The sequence below is a fragment of the Epilithonimonas hungarica genome (assembly GCF_900102265.1).
GTDB lineage: Bacteria > Bacteroidota > Bacteroidia > Flavobacteriales > Weeksellaceae > Epilithonimonas > Epilithonimonas hungarica.
This window is the reverse complement of record NZ_FNBH01000003.1, coordinates 283,185-300,169: the sequence shown is the minus strand read 5'-3', so window position 1 is coordinate 300,169 and position 16,985 is coordinate 283,185. Positions and strand designations below refer to the sequence as shown.

At 34.5% G+C, this 16,985-nt stretch carries 14 protein-coding genes; 9 read left to right on the top strand and 5 right to left on the bottom strand.

The annotated features are described in order from the left end of the window. On the top strand, window positions 1-612 hold the full coding sequence (locus tag BLT30_RS13210; protein WP_089874008.1) for a TerD family protein: 612 nt from the start codon (window positions 1-3) through the stop codon (window positions 610-612). A gap of 105 nt (window positions 613-717) precedes the next feature. After that, window positions 718-1,743, top strand: coding sequence for a TerC family protein (locus tag BLT30_RS13205; protein WP_089874007.1), 1,026 nt, complete (start codon window positions 718-720; stop codon window positions 1,741-1,743). A gap of 85 nt (window positions 1,744-1,828) precedes the next feature. Here BLT30_RS13205 and BLT30_RS13200 read toward each other — a convergent pair whose 3' ends face one another. Genes BLT30_RS13200 through BLT30_RS13185 form a run of 4 tightly spaced genes read right to left on the bottom strand, consistent with a single transcriptional unit; the run spans window position 1,829 to window position 7,860 of the window. Then, window positions 1,829-5,779, bottom strand: coding sequence for a DUF7948 domain-containing protein (locus tag BLT30_RS13200; RefSeq protein WP_089874006.1), 3,951 nt, complete (start codon window positions 5,777-5,779; stop codon window positions 1,829-1,831). A 48-nt stretch (window positions 5,780-5,827) separates the two neighbouring features. Continuing rightward, entirely contained in the window at window positions 5,828-6,913 is a 1,086-nt protein-coding gene (locus tag BLT30_RS13195; protein ID WP_089874005.1) for an MBL fold metallo-hydrolase, read from the bottom strand. A 3-nt stretch (window positions 6,914-6,916) separates the two neighbouring features. Further along, window positions 6,917-7,273 (bottom strand): DUF2116 family Zn-ribbon domain-containing protein, encoded by a 357-nt coding sequence (locus BLT30_RS13190; RefSeq protein WP_089874004.1) that lies wholly within the window; start codon window positions 7,271-7,273, stop codon window positions 6,917-6,919. Between the two features lie 56 nt (window positions 7,274-7,329). Further along, a complete protein-coding gene (locus BLT30_RS13185; protein WP_089874003.1) occupies window positions 7,330-7,860 on the bottom strand; it encodes a hypothetical protein in 531 nt (176 codons plus the stop codon). A gap of 189 nt (window positions 7,861-8,049) precedes the next feature. Between BLT30_RS13185 and BLT30_RS13180 the strand changes: the two genes are divergently transcribed. From BLT30_RS13180 to BLT30_RS13170, 3 genes are all read left to right on the top strand, one after another. After that, window positions 8,050-8,382 carry a single-stranded DNA-binding protein gene (locus BLT30_RS13180; RefSeq protein ID WP_089874002.1) on the top strand — a complete coding sequence of 111 codons (333 nt, stop codon included), beginning with the start codon at window positions 8,050-8,052 and terminating at the stop codon, window positions 8,380-8,382. A gap of 159 nt (window positions 8,383-8,541) precedes the next feature. Beyond that, on the top strand, window positions 8,542-8,883 hold the full coding sequence (locus tag BLT30_RS13175) for an HRDC domain-containing protein (protein ID WP_089874001.1): 342 nt from the start codon (window positions 8,542-8,544) through the stop codon (window positions 8,881-8,883). A gap of 69 nt (window positions 8,884-8,952) precedes the next feature. Continuing rightward, window positions 8,953-11,499: a phosphoenolpyruvate carboxylase gene (locus BLT30_RS13170; RefSeq protein WP_089874000.1), complete on the top strand. Its 2,547-nt coding sequence runs from the start codon at window positions 8,953-8,955 to the stop codon at window positions 11,497-11,499. Between the two features lie 54 nt (window positions 11,500-11,553). Here BLT30_RS13170 and BLT30_RS13165 read toward each other — a convergent pair whose 3' ends face one another. Next, window positions 11,554-12,156 carry a hypothetical protein gene (locus BLT30_RS13165; protein WP_089873999.1) on the bottom strand — a complete coding sequence of 201 codons (603 nt, stop codon included), beginning with the start codon at window positions 12,154-12,156 and terminating at the stop codon, window positions 11,554-11,556. A gap of 100 nt (window positions 12,157-12,256) precedes the next feature. On the opposite strand from BLT30_RS13165, the gene BLT30_RS13160 reads away from it, so the two are divergent. The 4 genes from BLT30_RS13160 (at window position 12,257) to BLT30_RS13145 (ending at window position 16,881) form a co-directional block, all read left to right on the top strand. Continuing rightward, window positions 12,257-12,934, top strand: coding sequence for a response regulator transcription factor (locus tag BLT30_RS13160; protein WP_089873998.1), 678 nt, complete (start codon window positions 12,257-12,259; stop codon window positions 12,932-12,934). A gap of 36 nt (window positions 12,935-12,970) precedes the next feature. Beyond that, complete coding sequence (locus BLT30_RS13155) at window positions 12,971-14,335, top strand: sensor histidine kinase (protein WP_089873997.1); 1,365 nt, start codon at window positions 12,971-12,973, stop codon at window positions 14,333-14,335. Window positions 14,336-14,539: 204 nt separating this feature from the next. Beyond that, window positions 14,540-15,787, top strand: coding sequence for a TolC family protein (locus tag BLT30_RS13150; protein WP_175487190.1), 1,248 nt, complete (start codon window positions 14,540-14,542; stop codon window positions 15,785-15,787). An 11-nt stretch (window positions 15,788-15,798) separates the two neighbouring features. Beyond that, window positions 15,799-16,881 carry an efflux RND transporter periplasmic adaptor subunit gene (locus BLT30_RS13145; protein WP_089874347.1) on the top strand — a complete coding sequence of 361 codons (1,083 nt, stop codon included), beginning with the start codon at window positions 15,799-15,801 and terminating at the stop codon, window positions 16,879-16,881. Window positions 16,882-16,985: the final 104 nt, after the last annotated feature.

The window sequence follows — 16,985 nt, the reverse complement described above, 5'->3', positions numbered from 1 at the left end:
ATGGCAATTAATTTACAAAAAGGACAAAGGATAAACCTTCAGAAAGACAATGGATCTACATTACAAAACATCTGTGTAGGTGTTAACTGGGGAGCGATCGAGAAAAAAAGCTGGCTGGGAAGCGTTACAAAAGAAGCCGTAGATCTGGATGCAAGCTGCGCTTTGTATGATGAGGCGAAAAATGTTTTGGACGTTGTGTATTTCGGACAGTTAAAATCCAAGGATGGGGCTGTGAAACATAGTGGAGATGACCTTACAGGAGATATGTCCGGAGATGATGGTCTTGATAATGAGGTGATCACACTAGACTTTTCAAAATTAAGCCCAAATGTGAATTATGTAGCATTTGTCCTTAATAGTTATAAAGGTCAGGATTTCAAGACCATTCCATTTGCTTCTATCCGGATCTATGAGGGAACTCCTACACGTGTGACAGAAGTTTTTGCTACCTATAATATTGCTAAAGGTGACAATTTTTCCGGACATGTTGCCATGGTAATGGGTGTATTCTACAAAAAAAATGGCGAGTGGAAATTCAATGCAGTTGGGGAGCCTACTCGTGATAGAAAGCTGCAAGAAACCGTAGAGACCGTGAAACAGAATTATTTATAAAATTAAATAATAGAGTTGATTTACAAACGTTTACGAAATTGTAGCTCTTTATTATTTTGATAAGAGCTGATAGACGTAAAACGTAATAAAAAAATAAAAATAGTTATGGATAAGAGTATTATCGATTTACATCCTGGTCTTGTAATAGGTTTTGCTATCGTTGTGATAGTGATGTTATTGCTGGATCTTGGAGTTTTTAACAAAAAAGCACACGAGGTGTCTTCCAAAGAAGCAACGATCTGGAGTATAGTCTGGATTTCTTTATCAATGGTTTTTTCAGGTGTTGTGTATTGGGTTTTCAATCAGGATGCAGGCGGACATGCTTTGGCAATAGAAAAATTTACCCAGTTTCAGGCTGCTTATTGGATAGAAAAAGCTTTATCAGTTGATAATCTCTTTGTATTTATTTTGGTATTTGGATTTTTCAAAGTTCCAAGACATCTTCATCATAAGGTATTATTTTGGGGAATTATCGGAGCATTGATCTTCAGAGCGATTTTCATTTTTGCAGGGGTTGAATTGATTGATTTGACTTATTTGCCAGAAATGAACGTTTTCGGACATCCAGTCAAGATCAATGTGGTAATGACACTTTTTGGACTATTTTTAGTCTATGCAGGAATCAAATCCTGGGGTGGAGGAGACGATGATGACGAGCAAGATTATAGTGAAAGTGCCGGGGCAAAATTGATCAAAAGTTTCTGGAAAGTTTCCGATAACTATGATGGAGACAAATTCTTCACGATAAAAAACGGAATAAAAATGGCAACACCTCTTTTGGTTGTAGTTGCGGTAATTGAGTTTACGGATGTATTGTTTGCCGTTGATTCTATTCCAGCGATCTTTGCAATCTCGAAAGATCCGTTTATCCTTTATACATCTAACATTTTTGCAATTTTGGGGCTTAGGTCTTTGTATTTCCTGCTATCCAATTTCATTTACATGTTTAGCAAATTACCCTACGGATTGGCTGTTATCTTGAGTTTCATTGGAGTTAAAATGTTGATTTCGCCTTGGTATCATATTTCATCCCCTGTTTCGCTGGGGATTGTTGGCGGGATCTTGATCTTATCAGTTGTCATCTCTATAATGTTTCCGGATAAAGAGGATGATAGTAAAAACGCAGTGTAGTAATATTTGAAATAATAAAAAATTAAAGAGGCAGAATATTTCTATTCTGCCTCTTTAATTTTGACTAGACAATTATCTTACATCCCTAATTTCTATTTTTAATTACGACATAACCTTCCATAATTCTTCCGTCTGATATTTTGATTTGATACCAATAAGTGTCTGTAGGTAGTTTATGTCCATTGAATTTACCATCCCATTCGAATAGTTCTTCTTTTGTAATTGTATCTATAAGGAGTTTTCCATTTCTATCAATAATCTTGACCTCAGAATTAGGATAATTTTCTATTCCGGATATTTTCCAGGTGTCATTAATACCGTCTCCATTTGGTGAAAAGACATTGCTTAAAGAAAAAATGGTAAACGTTTTTGAACCAAGATTGCAATCCAAATTAGTTTTCACATAAACTGTATAATTCCCATTTGATATGTTTTCAAATTTGTTCGAAGTCTGCCAATTGACTTTGTCAAGAGAATAAAGATAATCTCCAGCAAGAGACATGATGATGTTTGCACTGTTGTTGGAAATTATTATACTTTGAATATCTGCTAATTTTGCTTTTTTCACAGTCGTACTTGCTGTGTTTTTACAACCAAATTTATTGGTTACAGTTACAGTATAGATTTGTTCTTTATCCGCTTTGATGGTTTGTGTTGTTTCACCTGAACTCCAATTATAAATATAAGTATTAAGCGGATCCGGGTCAGAGCCTGCATCTAGGAGAACTCCAGAAATTTCATCACAAAATTCCTCTTCTGCTCGAAGACTGATCTTCGGTTTTGGGTCTAATGTTAATTGGATTCTCACATTCTGATAACAACCCAAAGCAGAGCTTATTTTCACATCGAAAATATTAGTCCCAATGTTAAGTGGTGTATCACCAGTTACTAACTCACCTCGTTCATTTCTAATTTCAAATTGATAATCTTCAGGATTTGTGATAAGTTCTTTTTTATACTTATCAATATTAATAATCTTACTATCTGCAGTTGTATCGTTACAGAAAGTTTCAGAATAATCATTAGCAGAAAGATAGTTGGTCACAATATTTACAGTTACTGCCAGTTTTTGTGTGCTCTCACAAGTTCCTATAGTTTGGGATGCATAATATGTTTCTCCATTCATTAATGGTGTTGTATCTTGAATAGAATTTCCGAGATTATCGTACCATTTAATGCCGGTTCCGTTTATAAATATATTGAGAAGAGTAGGATTCTGAGCAGAACAAAAAGTCTGATTCACGTTTCCGGTCGGAGGATTGGGATCTGTTAAAGTTACCAATATTTCTTTCTTTGCACTTTCGCAACCGCTGGAGTTTTGAGTAACGTAATATTTTGTATTATCTGTCAATACAGTAGCTAGATCAGTTATTATAGTTCCGCTTGCATCGTACCATTTTGGATTGGTTGCCGTAACTGCAATATGTGATATCGTTCTATTATCAATTTTGCAGAAGGTTTGTGTTGAATTTGCAATTGGTAAAGGTTGTGGTGTTATTTCTACCTGTTGTGTTTGGGTTTCGATATTTCCATTACCGTCATCATATTTCCAAGTGATCGTATAATTTCCAGGCAAAGAGTAAGATAATTGATCTGTAGTTGTTGCTGTTATTTGTCCTTTACAATTGTCGGTTGCAGTTGGAATTGTTGAAACTAATGTTTTACAATCTCCTATGATTTTTGGAAGATTTGTAATGTTTGGAATTGGTTTTATGTTGTCTCCTATTATAATTGTAATTGAAGTTGAAGTATCACAACCGCCTGTTCCAGTAACTTTACAGGTATAAATTCCGGCGTCAGCTAGTGTTGCAATTGGGATTTTTGGATTTTGTAGATTAGATTTGAATCCATTGGGTCCCGTCCAGTCATAGCTTGCTCCGCCAGTAGCACCTAATTCGATATCTTTTCCTATACAAACAGGAGAGTTGGAAGTTAACTGTGCAAACGAAGAACAGTCTTTAAACTTAGCTATGTACATACCATTATATACAGAACTTGCTGTTTCCTGAAAAGCTCCCGGAGTTCCTACATTTGGGGAATAACCACTAGCCATACCAAAAAAATAGAGATTGTCTTCATTATCTTTTGTAATCTGACCTTGTTGCGATCCCCAATAAAATGTACCCCAAATTTTATTAAGATTAGAATCATATTTTATTTGATAAGTACCTGCATATTTTTCCCAATTTTCAATAAAAGCATCTGGTGTACCTATTTGGTTTAACCATGGTGAATCATAACTTGCCATTCCGGAAACAAAAATATTTCCTTGAGCATCTATATATGAAGTGTGTTGTAGACCATCATAAATTCTATATTCACTTCTACTAATAATTGAGTTGGTATCAGTATCAATTTTATACAAAAGTCCACGCTCATATACACTATATTTTTGTGTTCTACCACTAAAAAACACTTTGTTACCTATTCTTCTTGCGTCTCGGAAATAGTCAGCATCAATATCATCATTTCCTAAATATGTGGAATATAATAAATTCCCGTTATCCGAAAATTTTATATATAATCCATTGGTTTTTCCATTAATATTTGTTGCCTTAATGGGATTCAGCATTACAATATCAGAAGCTCTACTAGCTCCCATTATCTCTATATAATTATTATCCGAATTAAATATTTGATAAAGGCTTGTCGCAAAATTCCCACCGAAGTATGTTATCCAATCTGTATCTCCGGAAGTTGAATCAAATCTTCCAATAAAACCATCTGTGTATCCGGCAAGTTTGGTTTCCTGAAATGAACCATTAGTTGCTAATCCATTGGTGCTGGTTGTTTCTCCGACAATATATAGTTTATTATTTTTAAAATGAATGTCATAAGGAACTTCTTCACTATTACCGCCAAGAATTTTATTGAAAATCATTGTTCCATCTTTTGAGAATTTGATTATAGAAAATCTTTTATATACATCATATTGATTACTGGTTGGAGTTCTGGGTAAATGTGTCATTCCAGTTGCATATGCATTAGAACTATTGTCAAATGATACATTCATGAATTCATCATAAAATTTGCTACCATAATACGTTCCCCATAATTTAGTAGAACCATCTTTGCTAATTTTTGTGATAAAAGCATCAGAAAAGCCACTTGAATTAAAATTTGGTTGATAAGCTCCCGTAGTTGCGATGTTAGTTTGACTCCAAGTAAGTCCTAATACAAAAACATTATTTTCTGGATCTGTTTTCAAAAGTCCATAAATATCTTCATTGCCACTCAAAAAGCTCCCCCAGATTCTAGTAGGAACAGGGTCAATAACAATTGTTTTGTTAGAATTATTAACCTCGGAATAGAAACCAAAAGTTTGGTTGCCAAGATCTTTATAGTTGACAGCAATATTTTGTTTTCTATCATTCTCTATCCAAGAATTCGGGATGTTTTCCTGCATTTCTCCAAATCTAAGATTCATTGATAATTTTCCATCTTTCAATTTAGTTTTAGCGCCTTGAAATTTCATTTTAATATCGGACATTCTGCCGCCGGGATGAACTAGGAAATTATACTCAACAGGTTTTGTAGAATCTTCTGGCTTGAAGAAAACCAAATCTATATTGTCGTAAAGATTTTTGTAAGTGATTTTTCTATACCGATGTACGAAACTTACACCTTCTTCTTTGTCAGGAAGGTTATAGTAGTTTTCATAGTCCAGAGATTTTTCCTCTGCAATAATTTCAGGATTAGCTTTGGAATCAACAAAATTGATTTCAACTCTATGATATTTGTATACTACAAGCTTATTGGAAAGGCTCTTTTTATTGCCAAAGTCTAAATCAGTTTTAACTTTTTGTTTTTTTAATTCTTTTTTTTGAGTTTCATAAACATCATAAGAAAAGCCATTCTTGCGGATTTGAACATTCAGCCCGGGAGAATTAAAAAGATATTTTACATCAGGATTTGATTTGCCATTTTGATCCACGATTTGACCTTTATTTTCATAAAAACAAAAATCCTGATTTTTTTTCTGGGCAAAAATTAAGAAGTGAATTGATATTAAGACTAACGAAAAGATCTTCTTCATTTATGGTTAAAAATTTTCCGCAAAGATAAAATTTATTTTAACAAAAATTTAAGATTTCCACCACTCAGAAAAAATTTGAGAATCACTGTCTAGCTCTAGTTTTTCACCAATTAAAGGTGTGAAGAGTTTGAAACTTTTATTCTGAGAGTTTTCATAAACTTTTTGCAAAGGTTCGTTCCAGGAATGTTGAGCTAAAGCGAATTTCCCTGAATGTACAGGCAAAATATTTTTAACATTGAGTTCTTCTGCAACTTTCACAAATTCCTCAGGCAAAGTATGAATGTATCTCCATTTTTCGTTGTATTGCCCGTTCTCGAGAATTGCCCAATCAAAAGGTCCGAACTTTTCCCCTATTTCTTTAAAATGAAAATCATAGCCGCTATCGCCACCAACAAAGATTTTTTTAGTCGGAGTTTCCAAAACATAAGATGACCAAAGTGTATTGTTTCTTTTGAACATTCGTCCGGAAAAATGGCGTGCCGGAGTAGAAGTGATTTTGAAGCCTCTGGTTATTTCTGCATCTTCATACCAATCCAATTCGACAATCTGATCTTCATCAAAACCCCATTTTTCAAAATGGGAGCCAACTCCTAAGCCACAAATTACTTTATCAATTTTTGGATGTAAACTTTTGATAGTTTTATAATCAAGATGGTCGTAATGGTCGTGGGAAATAATAAGAAAATCAATCTCAGGAAAATCTTCTGCGGAATAGATATCTGTTCCTGTAAAAGCTTTCGTAGTTCCTGGTATTGGCGACGCATTTCCACTGAAGACCGGATCAACCAAAAAACGTTTTCCATCCAATTGAAAATAATAAGAAGAATGCCCCATCCAAACCAGGAAATTATCTGAGATTAGCTGCTCTTTCAGATTCAGTTTTTTTGTTGGCAGGAGAAAGCCTGGTTTTTTGTTTGCGGTTTTATCGGTCAGGAACTCCCAAATCACTTTCCCCATTGTATAACCTTCTGCCAAAGGCGGTGTAAAACTCAGGTTTTGGAAAGCACCATCTTTGTAATTTGGTGATTGTTTCATTCTTACAAGGCGTTTTCCTTCGGCCTTTCCTCCGAATACAGGAAGGTTATAAAGATAGATTGCTAAAGCCAAAAGCAGGATGAGAAATGTAATGATCATAATTTATTCAGTCGTTTTTTTTACTAATAGTAACCATTCGTTATCAAGTATTTTGTAACCTTGTTCATAAACGAAAAAGTATTGTGAACCGTTTTTGTACGTTACGATCTGTGTGATATACTCAAAATCGAAACCGGCACTTAGTAACTTAAGACGATTGACTTTTGTTTTTCCTTCAAAATTATATTCAGAAAGTATGCGATAATTTTTGCGGAGCTTGTTGTTGATGTTCCGCATATAGTTTGTAGAAGTTTTGTTTTGCTTATTGTTATAAGCATTGCGACAGGCATCGGAACAGAATTTCTTGTCCGATCTGCCGATTATTTTGTCGCCACATTCTGGGCAGGTTGGAGTTTTCATTTGTGTTTTTTTATGAATTGAACTAAGTTATAAAAACTTGTTCATATTTCTTTGCTTCACTTCAATCTTACTTTTTTCTTGATCAATTTTCCATTTTCATCATTTATATCTTTTCCGAGATAGTAAATATTATTTTTCTCTCGGAAGATCATTTTTTGCAGATCATCACTATTGATCCCATCACAACCGGTTGGAATCATAAAAGTATCAATCATCTTTTTCCAATTTCCATTGATGTAAGAATAAGTTGTCATAGAGTAGGTGCAACCATTCATTGGGGCTTGATATATTGAGATCTCATCAATTCCATCTTTGTTCAAGTCGCCTTCATTGATTAATTTTATTTCACAGCAGCCAGTATTTATTGGACGTAGTTTTTCGTCAGAAAACTGGATCTGATATTCATCAGGCGTCCCATCTTCCACAGGATTTCCTTTTCCATTTTTTATTTTGATCGCTGTTGCTGTTATTTTTTGACCATTTCCTGAAAAATTGCCTTCGATTCTGTTTCCAATTTTTTTGTTTTGTGAAGTTTGTCCAAAAGCCCAAACATTAAATGTCAGAAAGATGATTATTATTCTTATCATTAATATTCTTTTTTGTGTATTACTGTTCTTTAAAATTATAAAAACATTTCCATTTACAAACGATTACAAACGGATATAAATGCTTTTTAACCGAATCAATTTTTCCTTTTGATGAAAATTTGCAACAAGAAAATCAGGAAATAAAAGATACGTCCTGCTTTTAAAAGTTCAATTTAAAAATTTAATAGTATGTCTTTAAGAAACAAAGTGATGCTTATTGGTCACACAGGAAAAGAAGTTGAGGTCTTCAATTTCGAAAATGGTAACAAAAAAGCGAATGTTACGCTCGCAACCAACGATTTTTATACGAATTCTGCGGGCGAAAGAGTAGAAGAAACACAATGGCATAATTTAGTTGCCTTTGGAAAAACTGTCGATATTCTGGAAAAATATGTTCCGAAAGGTAAAGAAATTGCCATCGAAGGAAAATTGACCTACAAATCCTATGATGACAAAGATGGGATAAAACGATTTGTAACAGAAATTAGAATTGATGAATTAATTCTTCTAGGTTCGAAATAATTATTAAACCTTGGCACGCTTCTAAGGTTTGTCAAGGTTTTTTTATTTTAAAAATATTATTATGAAAGTTAAAGTTTTGAAAGTAAGGATTTCCGAGGAATTTCAAACTACAGATGAAACTCTCGTTAATAATTTTCTTTCCAGATACGATGTAGGAATATGAATTCAAAATTAGTTCAGGATGAGATAAATTATTGGTCCGTTTTAGTTTATTATCAAGAAAAGTCAAAACAGACAAATTCTAATAAAGTCAGTGTGAGCTCAGAAGAAGAACTTTCTGAAGAAGAGAAAATTATTTATAATAAACTAAAAGATTGGAGATTCGAAAAGTCTAAAGAACTTGATCAACCTCCTTATATTATTTTTCACAACACACACTTGATGTCTATTGCGAAGTTCAAACCATATAATTTGCGGGATTTAGAACAAATAAGTGGTTTGGGAGAATCCAAGATCAAAAGATATGGTACAGAAATCATTGAGGTTCTGGCAAATGCTTAGAGTTGAAAATTTAAGATAAAATAACATTTACAAAGATTGATTTTATAATTTATCTCTTATTTTTGTTTTATGCTAAACGATCAGAAAATTGAAAAATTCAGGCAGATTGTAGAAAATAAGTTCCAGATCTACAATTCACTCTTTATGAGTTTGCCCTATGATAAAATGACAAATATTGGGATGTTGCTTCCTTTCCTTGCAGAAGAGAGTAAAGAAGGCTATCAACAAGGGAAATCCCCTGAAGAGATAGTAGAAGAATTTTTTCAGAAACATACAGAATTGGAAACCGAGGATCAAAAATTGGAATTGCTTTTCAAGATCATTCAGTACATAGAAAGACAGGTCGTATTGTTTGATAGTATAGAAGATGCCGCTTTCCAAAAGTTACATTCGGAAAGTGATCCAGGAACGGTTCTCAATCTTTATGATCGTGCAAATCAGGAACATCACCTGGCTGCGATAAGAAAGAAAATGGATGATTTTGCGATCAAGATCGTTTTTACGGCTCACCCGACCCAGTTCTATCCGAATGCTGTTCAGAGAATCATCCACGATTTGAGAGATGCTATCATCAATGATTCTGTAACACAGATCGATACCCTGCTGCAGCAACTTGGGAAAACGCCCTTTGTGAATAAGGAAAAACCAACGCCTCTGGATGAAGCAATGAGCATTATCTATTATTTAAGGTATGTTTACTATCAAAGCATCGGAGAACTTTACAAGAAAATAAAACAGACTTTTGGAACGTCTAATTTTACACCAAATCCAGATATAATCCAGTTAGGATTTTGGCCAGGAGGAGACAGAGATGGTAATCCTTTTGTAACAGCTGACATTACTTTGAAGGTTGCCGAAGAACTGAGGATCTCCATTTTAAAAGATTATTATGGACATTTGAAAGTTGTACGAAGAAGATTAAGTTTCCGAGGTGTTTCAGATATTTTGAAAGCTGTAAGTCAGAGAATTTATGATGCCATTTTCCAAGAAGGTGTAAAAGTCTCAGCGGAGGAGATCATTACTGAACTTAATAAGGCCGAAAAGATTCTTGTAGAAGAGCACAATGGGCTTTTTCTAGATGTTTTGGATGATTTCAGAGATCGTGTAAGAATATTCGGGACCCATTTTGCAACCTTGGATATTCGTCAGGATAGCAGGATTCATCAGAATGTGATCAATGATATCTATAAGAAAGTTATTGATGAAGATATAGATTCAAAAACAAACGATGAGAAAATTCAACTGTTATTGGATTCGGGTGCTGTTTTGAATCCTGATGATTTTGAAGATGATATGACCAAGGAAACCCTTAAGAGTATCTATAATATCAAATTGATTCAGAAAAATAATGGCGAACGAGGCTTACATCGTTATATCATTTCAAATTCCGACGAGGTGAAAGACGTAATGAACGTTTATGTAATGATGAGATTATGCGGTTATTCTGAAGAAGAGATCAATATCGATATTGTCCCACTTTTTGAAACGATGGAAGGCCTTGATAAGTCTGAACAGGTAATGCAGACTTTGTACAATGATAAAATTTATCAGAAGCATCTGGATAAACGTAACAGAAAACAAGTGATCATGCTTGGATTCTCAGACGGAACCAAAGATGGCGGTTATCTGAAAGCCAACTGGCAGATCTATACTTCCAAAGAAAAATTGACAAAGGTCTCTGAAGATAATGATATCAAGGTTATTTTCTTTGATGGCAGAGGTGGCCCTCCAGCAAGAGGTGGTGGGAAAACTCACGATTTTTATGCTTCCCAAGGTAAGACAATTGCCAATAACAAAATCGAGTTGACGATCCAAGGGCAAACTATCACAAGTGTATTTGGAAACAAAGATCAGGCTAAATTCAATTTTGAACAATTGCTGACTGCTGGTATAGAAAATGATGCTTTCAAAAGTTCAAAAAAAGAACTTAACGAGAAAGAAAGAGTTTTGATCTCTGAATTGGCAGACATCAGTTACAGAAAATATTCTGATTTGAAAGCACATCCAATGTTTGTTCCATATCTTCAGGAAATGAGTACTTTAGAATATTACGGAAGAGCTAACATTGGAAGCCGACCAAGTAAAAGAGGTGCTGGTTCTGAGTTGAAATTTGAAGACCTGAGAGCCATTCCATTTGTTGGATCTTGGGCACAATTGAGACAGAATGTCCCTGGATTCTTTGGCTTCGGATCAGCTTTGAAGGACTTGAAGGATGCAGGAAGATTTGATGAGATCAAAGAACTTTATAAAGGTTCGGATTTCTTCAAAACTTTGGTTCTGAACTCGATGATGAGTATGAATAAGACGTACTTCCCATTGACTTATTATATGAGAAACAACAAAAAATTTGGAGAATTCTGGAACATTCTCTTCTCCGAATTTGAACTATCTAAAGCAATGATGCTGGAGTTAACGGGTTACAACATCCTTATGCAGGAAGAACCTATTAATAGAAAGTCTATTAGGATTCGTGAAAAAATCGTACTTCCATTATTGAGTATTCAGCAATACGCGCTGATAAAGATCCAGAAAGAAGAAGGTAATAGAGAGCGTTATGAAAAACTCGTTATGCGATCTTTATTTGGAAATATCAATGCCAGTAGAAACTCGGCTTAAAACATATAAACCCTTCAAAATTTTTGAAGGGTTTATACTAATTATATTTGAAAATTACCAGAACTTCCACCATTGTTTTGGCTTTGATTTTATTATTTTTTGAGTGACTTTGGGTGTGCTTTGATTTTTAGCTGATGGATATTTTTCTTGATGTAGGGTATTTGCAGTATTGAACAATTTCTTATTTCTTGAACTCATTCCATAGACCTTCATCATATAAAAAGCAGTTGCGTTGAGTTTATTTTTAGTGAAACTATTAATGTTATTTTCAGTAAAAGTCAAAATACGATTTAAAAATTTTGTATGATATCCACCTATTTTTAAGTAATAATCAAAACTGAGATCACTTTTAAAATTGTCTTCAAACAAAATAATTTCTTCCAAATACATCAAATTATCATCGGTGTATTTGTCGGCTATGATAGATGTTATCATATGCAAAATGGTATTTTTTAGCTTTTTTTCGGTCGAACTAAATCCTTCTTCATAAATGTGGATATCAGTTACTCTGTTTAAATCTTCGTTTTCAATAATCTCGTCCAGCCAGTGGAGAGCATCTATAATAAGCGCACTTCTAATAGCTTCTTTTTCTAAGATTAACTCTGCAGACATCAGAATTTTTTTATAAATAGCGTCATCTAACTCCTGCCTTTCCATAATATTTGATATTTTATATTCTCTCAAATATAATTAAAATTTTTAGGCATAATTCTACTTAATTACTTTTCCCCATATTTGTAAAATAAATCATTACATAATGCAGGCATTACTTTTAGAGGACGATTCTGTCCTATCATCGGAAATTGCACTTTTTTTGGAGTCTCGGTCAATCAAAACGGATAAAGCGGAAGACGGAGAAATATTCTTGGATATTTTCTCGAAGAAGCATTATGATATTTTTCTTTTGGACATCAATGTTCCGAAAATCAACGGACTGGAAATCTGTAAAACCATTCGAGAAACCAATTCCGAAACACCAATTATCATTATTTCGGCTTATGATGGAATCGAGGAAAAAAAAGAAGCTTTCCTGAGAGCGGCGGATGATTATCTTGTGAAACCATTTTTGTTGGAGGAATTGTTGTTGAGAATCAACTCTCAAATGAGAAGACTGACTCCAAAAACAGAAGAGAAAGAGAAGATAGTTGTCGAAGATTTGATTATTTATCCGGAAGACAGCAAGGTTTTCCGTTCAGGAGAAGAAATCAATTTGACCGTGAAAGAATTTCAGTTGCTGGTTTTATTGGCAAGAGCAAATGGAAGGACGCTTTCTAAACAATATATTTCAGACGAAGTTTGGAAAAATCAATTCCAATCTACAAACAACGCTATCGAAGTTTACATCAACTTTCTCAGGAAGAAAATCGATAAAAATTTCAAAACAAAACTCATCCACACAAGACCTGGCTTCGGATATTACCTTAGTCCATTATAATAAATCTAATTTCTAAAACCTAACATCTTCCCAAAAATGTCTCTGAAACGTAGAATAGCAATTGGTCTAAGCATCGCATTTTCCCTTATTTTTGGGATTATGATGTTTATCGTTTATGTTTCTTTCAATGATTTTAGAAAAGATGAGTTTAAAGAAAGATTTCAGAAACGTTTGGTTTTCACGGTCAATTTCATTGAGAAATCAAAAGATTTTGAAAAAGAAGCGCCCATTTTTTTCGATGAAAATTCAGATAATGTTCTTCTGAATGAGAATATCATGATTTTCGGAGCAGAAAAAAACTTGGTTTACAGTACTTTAAAAGATAAAAAAATCACTTGGGATGAGGGTTTATTGAAAAGACTGGATACAGAAAAAACAATTTATAATGAACATTCGGTTCCAGAAGTTTATGCGACTCTTCGAAAAATAAATGGTGAGAATTATTACATTTTGACGAGTGCTCAGGATGTTACAGGGCAGTCAAAGCTTGACTTTTTAAAATATACTTTGATTTTTTCTTATTTCGTAAGTATTATATTGATTTGGTTTTTCAGTTATTATTTGGTTTCAAAATTCCTCGAACCATTGGAAATTCTCAAACAAGAAATCTCGGATATCAGCGTTCATAAGCTTACTTCGTCGGTTAGTGTTAAGAATTCTAATGATGAGATTGGCGTTTTGGCAAAATCATTTAATCTAATGACCAGTCGATTGGACGACGTTTTCCAGTCACAGAAAGATTTCAATTCCAGTGCGGCGCACGAGATGAGAACACCTTTGACAAGAATGGCTTTTCAATTGGAGAATCTGATTCAACTGGAGAATCATTCTCCGAAGACCACAACTACTTTGCAACAGATGTTACAGGACGTTTATCAGTTATCCGACCTTACAAAATCCTTGCTTTTACTTTCCAAATTTGATAAAGAAGGAATTGCAAGCGTTTACGAAGAAGTGAGAATCGATGAGGTGGTTTTCGATGCATTTGAAACGGTTCATCGTAATTTTCCTGAATTCAAAATGGATTTTCTAATTGATGAAGAAAGTGTTGAAGATTCAATTTTAACAGTAAAAGGAGTCAAATCTTTATTGGAAATTACGTTCATTAATTTGTTCAAAAATGCAGCTTTATATTCGGACAATCAGGAAGTTGATATTTCTATCAAGGAAACTGATTTTAGAATTATTGTGAAAGTCTTTTCCGTAGGGACTACCATTCCGGCTGAGGAAAGAGAAAAGCTCTTCGAAGCATTTATGCGAGGAAGCAATTCTCATAACAAAACAGGTTCCGGGCTTGGTCTGCGCATCGTAAAACGTATTCTGGAATATCACAGAGCAGAAATTTCCTACACATCACTTTCCGACAAAGAGAATCTCTTTACCGTGATTTTCAACAAGTAAAATATTAATTTCTCTCACATATTTTGCTAGTTCAACAGATTCCTTTTAATATTTGCAAAATCTGCGAGAGATTATTCTATCAAAATCTTTCATCTATCCGTCTATTATCTCTTATCTCAACAAACAATTAAGCTTTTTTTAAGTCCTATTTAAGTCCGTTTTAATCTCGGTAAGCCATTTTTGCAAAACCAAAACGAGATAAGAATGAACAAAATTACAACGCTGGTGTTATCCGTTTCGGCATTTGTTTGTCTTTCCGGACAACAGCAGATGTCTCTTCAGGACTGCGAACTGGCATTTCAAAAAAATAACCTCCAGCTTCTCGCCGCACAATACAATATCAATATGGCAGATGCCGATATTATTCAGGCAAAGATTTGGGAACTTCCTCAGATCAGTGGTTATGTCAATGCTGTTAATCCGCAGGACAAAAAGGTTTTCGACGTCGGGAGGGCAAAAGGCGCAGAAATCACACAATTGATTTACTTGGGCGGAAAAAAGAAAAATGAAATCCAATTTGCAAAGTCCAACAAAGAACTTTCGCAATTGCAGTTCAATCAATTGTTGGTTGACCTTCGTTCACAGCTTCGCGAGACGTATTACAACCTTGTTTACGAACAAAAAAAGCAAATCAGTATTGATGGTCAACTGAAGTATATGAATGAACTTTTAGCCGCTTATAAAATTCAAACAGATAAAGGAAATATTTCACTTAAGGATTTTGTAAGACTTCAAAGTATTGTCATTCAATTGAATAATGATAGAATCGAGATCAATAATAATATTCTTGGTTTCCAGCAGAATATGAAAGTTCTGACAGGAAGTTCAGAAAGGATCATACCTAGTTTATCAAAACCGGAAGAAAATGAAATTTTAGTTTCCCAGCCTTTCGGAGATTTGGAGATCCTTCAGGAAAAAGCTTTAGCAAACAATGCAGATTACCTCTATAATCTGAAATTGATTGATAACAGCAAGCTTTACGCACAATGGCAAAAATCACTTAATACGCCAAACCTTAATCTAGGAGCAGAATACGACCAGGCTTCCGGAACTTTCAATAATGAAATCAATCTGAAAGTAGGAATTCCAATTCCGCTTTGGAAAGTAAATAAAGGTAATGTTGAAAAAGCAAAATACGCCATTCAGCAAAACGAAAAAAACTCAGAATACCAAAAACTGAATCTCCAGACACAAGTAGAATCTGCATATCAAACCTGGAAAAATCAATATGACCAATATTTTGAATTGAAGCCAATTGATTTGGAAAACCTGGAAACGGTTTACAATGGGATTCTCAAAAACTTCCGAAGCGGAAACGTGAGTCTGATAGACTTTACAGACTTTATGGAGAGTTACAGACAAACCGTTTTGCAGGTTTATGAGATGAAAAAACAGATTATGATTTCTGCAGAACAGCTGAACCAATTAGTACAAACCAAAATCTTTTATTAATGCAACTTGAAATGAAAAAAATAATTATACCAATTATCCTATCAGCAATATTGCTTTCCTGTTCCAAAAAAGAGGAAGCAACACCGGAAGTAACAAAAGGTTTTGAGCTAAGCAATACAATGCTGAAAAGCACAACGTTCGCAAAAGTAGAAAAGAGATTTATCGAAGACGAATACAGTTTCTATGGAAAGATCTCTGCTGATAAAAATAAATATATCGACATTTTTCCTTTGGTTGGCGGTAACGTTCTCAGCGTGAATGTAGAACTAGGAGATTATGTCACCAAAGGTCAGGTTTTGGCAACGATTAGAAGTACGGAGCTGGCAGAAGTTCAGAAAGATGTCAGCGATTCCAAAACCGATTTGATAGTTGCAGAGAACAATCTTCGTGTTGCAAAAGAGATGTACGCCGGGAAACTGAATACGGAAAAAGACGTTCTGGAAGCTGAAAGCCAAGTCAAAAGAGCGAAAGACGCTTCAAGACGTTCCAATGATGTCAGTACAGTTTACAATGTGAAGAAAGGAAATATCTACAGTGTGATTTCGCCAATCAACGGTTATATCGTTCACAAGGACATCAACAAAGATATGGAGCTGAGAAGCGACAGAAGCGAGAATATCTTTGATGTTGCCAACACCAAAAATGTCTGGGCAATAATGAACGTCAATGAAGCGGATATCGATAAAATCACGCTCGGGATGAAAGCTCAGGTTTCCACATTGTCTTATCCTGACAAAGTTTTTTATGGAAAAATTGATAAGATTTTCAAGATCATAGACCCGGATACTAACGCAATGCAGGCGAGGGTAGTACTGGACAATTCGCAGGGACTGTTGATTCCTGACAGCAAAGCGACCATCAGAGTTTCTTCTTCGGAAAATGCGAAGGCATTGGCAATCCCTTCCAAGGCTGTGATTTTCGATGACAACAGGTATTTCGTGGTGGTTTACAGATCTCAGACGGATATCAAGGTCAAAGAAATTAAAATTCTCAAGCAGAATTCGGAGACGACTTACGTTTCAGAGGGACTTTCCGAAGGAGAAAGTATCGTGACAACCAATCAATTATTGATCTATCGCTCTTTGAATAACTAATATTTAAAGCTTTTCTAATAAACCCATCGGGTTTAATATCAGTAGCTGTAGGTGCAACCTATGGATAAGAATCAACATATCTTAAAGAATCCGAAGGATTCAAT

Excerpts from the sequence above, each read along its gene's own strand:
- BLT30_RS13210 (WP_089874008.1), top strand. The coding sequence starts at position 1 with ATGGCAATTAATTTACAAAAAGGACAAAGGATAAACCTTCAGAAAGAC.
- BLT30_RS13205 (WP_089874007.1), top strand. The coding sequence starts at position 718 with ATGGATAAGAGTATTATCGATTTACATCCTGGTCTTGTAATAGGTTTT.
- BLT30_RS13200 (WP_089874006.1), bottom strand. The coding sequence starts at position 5,779 with ATGAAGAAGATCTTTTCGTTAGTCTTAATATCAATTCACTTCTTAATT.
- BLT30_RS13195 (WP_089874005.1), bottom strand. The coding sequence starts at position 6,913 with ATGATCATTACATTTCTCATCCTGCTTTTGGCTTTAGCAATCTATCTT.
- BLT30_RS13190 (WP_089874004.1), bottom strand. The coding sequence starts at position 7,273 with ATGAAAACTCCAACCTGCCCAGAATGTGGCGACAAAATAATCGGCAGA.
- BLT30_RS13185 (WP_089874003.1), bottom strand. The coding sequence starts at position 7,860 with ATGATAAGAATAATAATCATCTTTCTGACATTTAATGTTTGGGCTTTT.
- BLT30_RS13180 (WP_089874002.1), top strand. The coding sequence starts at position 8,050 with ATGTCTTTAAGAAACAAAGTGATGCTTATTGGTCACACAGGAAAAGAA.
- BLT30_RS13175 (WP_089874001.1), top strand. The coding sequence starts at position 8,542 with ATGAATTCAAAATTAGTTCAGGATGAGATAAATTATTGGTCCGTTTTA.
- BLT30_RS13170 (WP_089874000.1), top strand. The coding sequence starts at position 8,953 with ATGCTAAACGATCAGAAAATTGAAAAATTCAGGCAGATTGTAGAAAAT.
- BLT30_RS13165 (WP_089873999.1), bottom strand. The coding sequence starts at position 12,156 with ATGGAAAGGCAGGAGTTAGATGACGCTATTTATAAAAAAATTCTGATG.
- BLT30_RS13160 (WP_089873998.1), top strand. The coding sequence starts at position 12,257 with ATGCAGGCATTACTTTTAGAGGACGATTCTGTCCTATCATCGGAAATT.
- BLT30_RS13155 (WP_089873997.1), top strand. The coding sequence starts at position 12,971 with ATGTCTCTGAAACGTAGAATAGCAATTGGTCTAAGCATCGCATTTTCC.
- BLT30_RS13150 (WP_175487190.1), top strand. The coding sequence starts at position 14,540 with ATGAACAAAATTACAACGCTGGTGTTATCCGTTTCGGCATTTGTTTGT.
- BLT30_RS13145 (WP_089874347.1), top strand. The coding sequence starts at position 15,799 with ATGAAAAAAATAATTATACCAATTATCCTATCAGCAATATTGCTTTCC.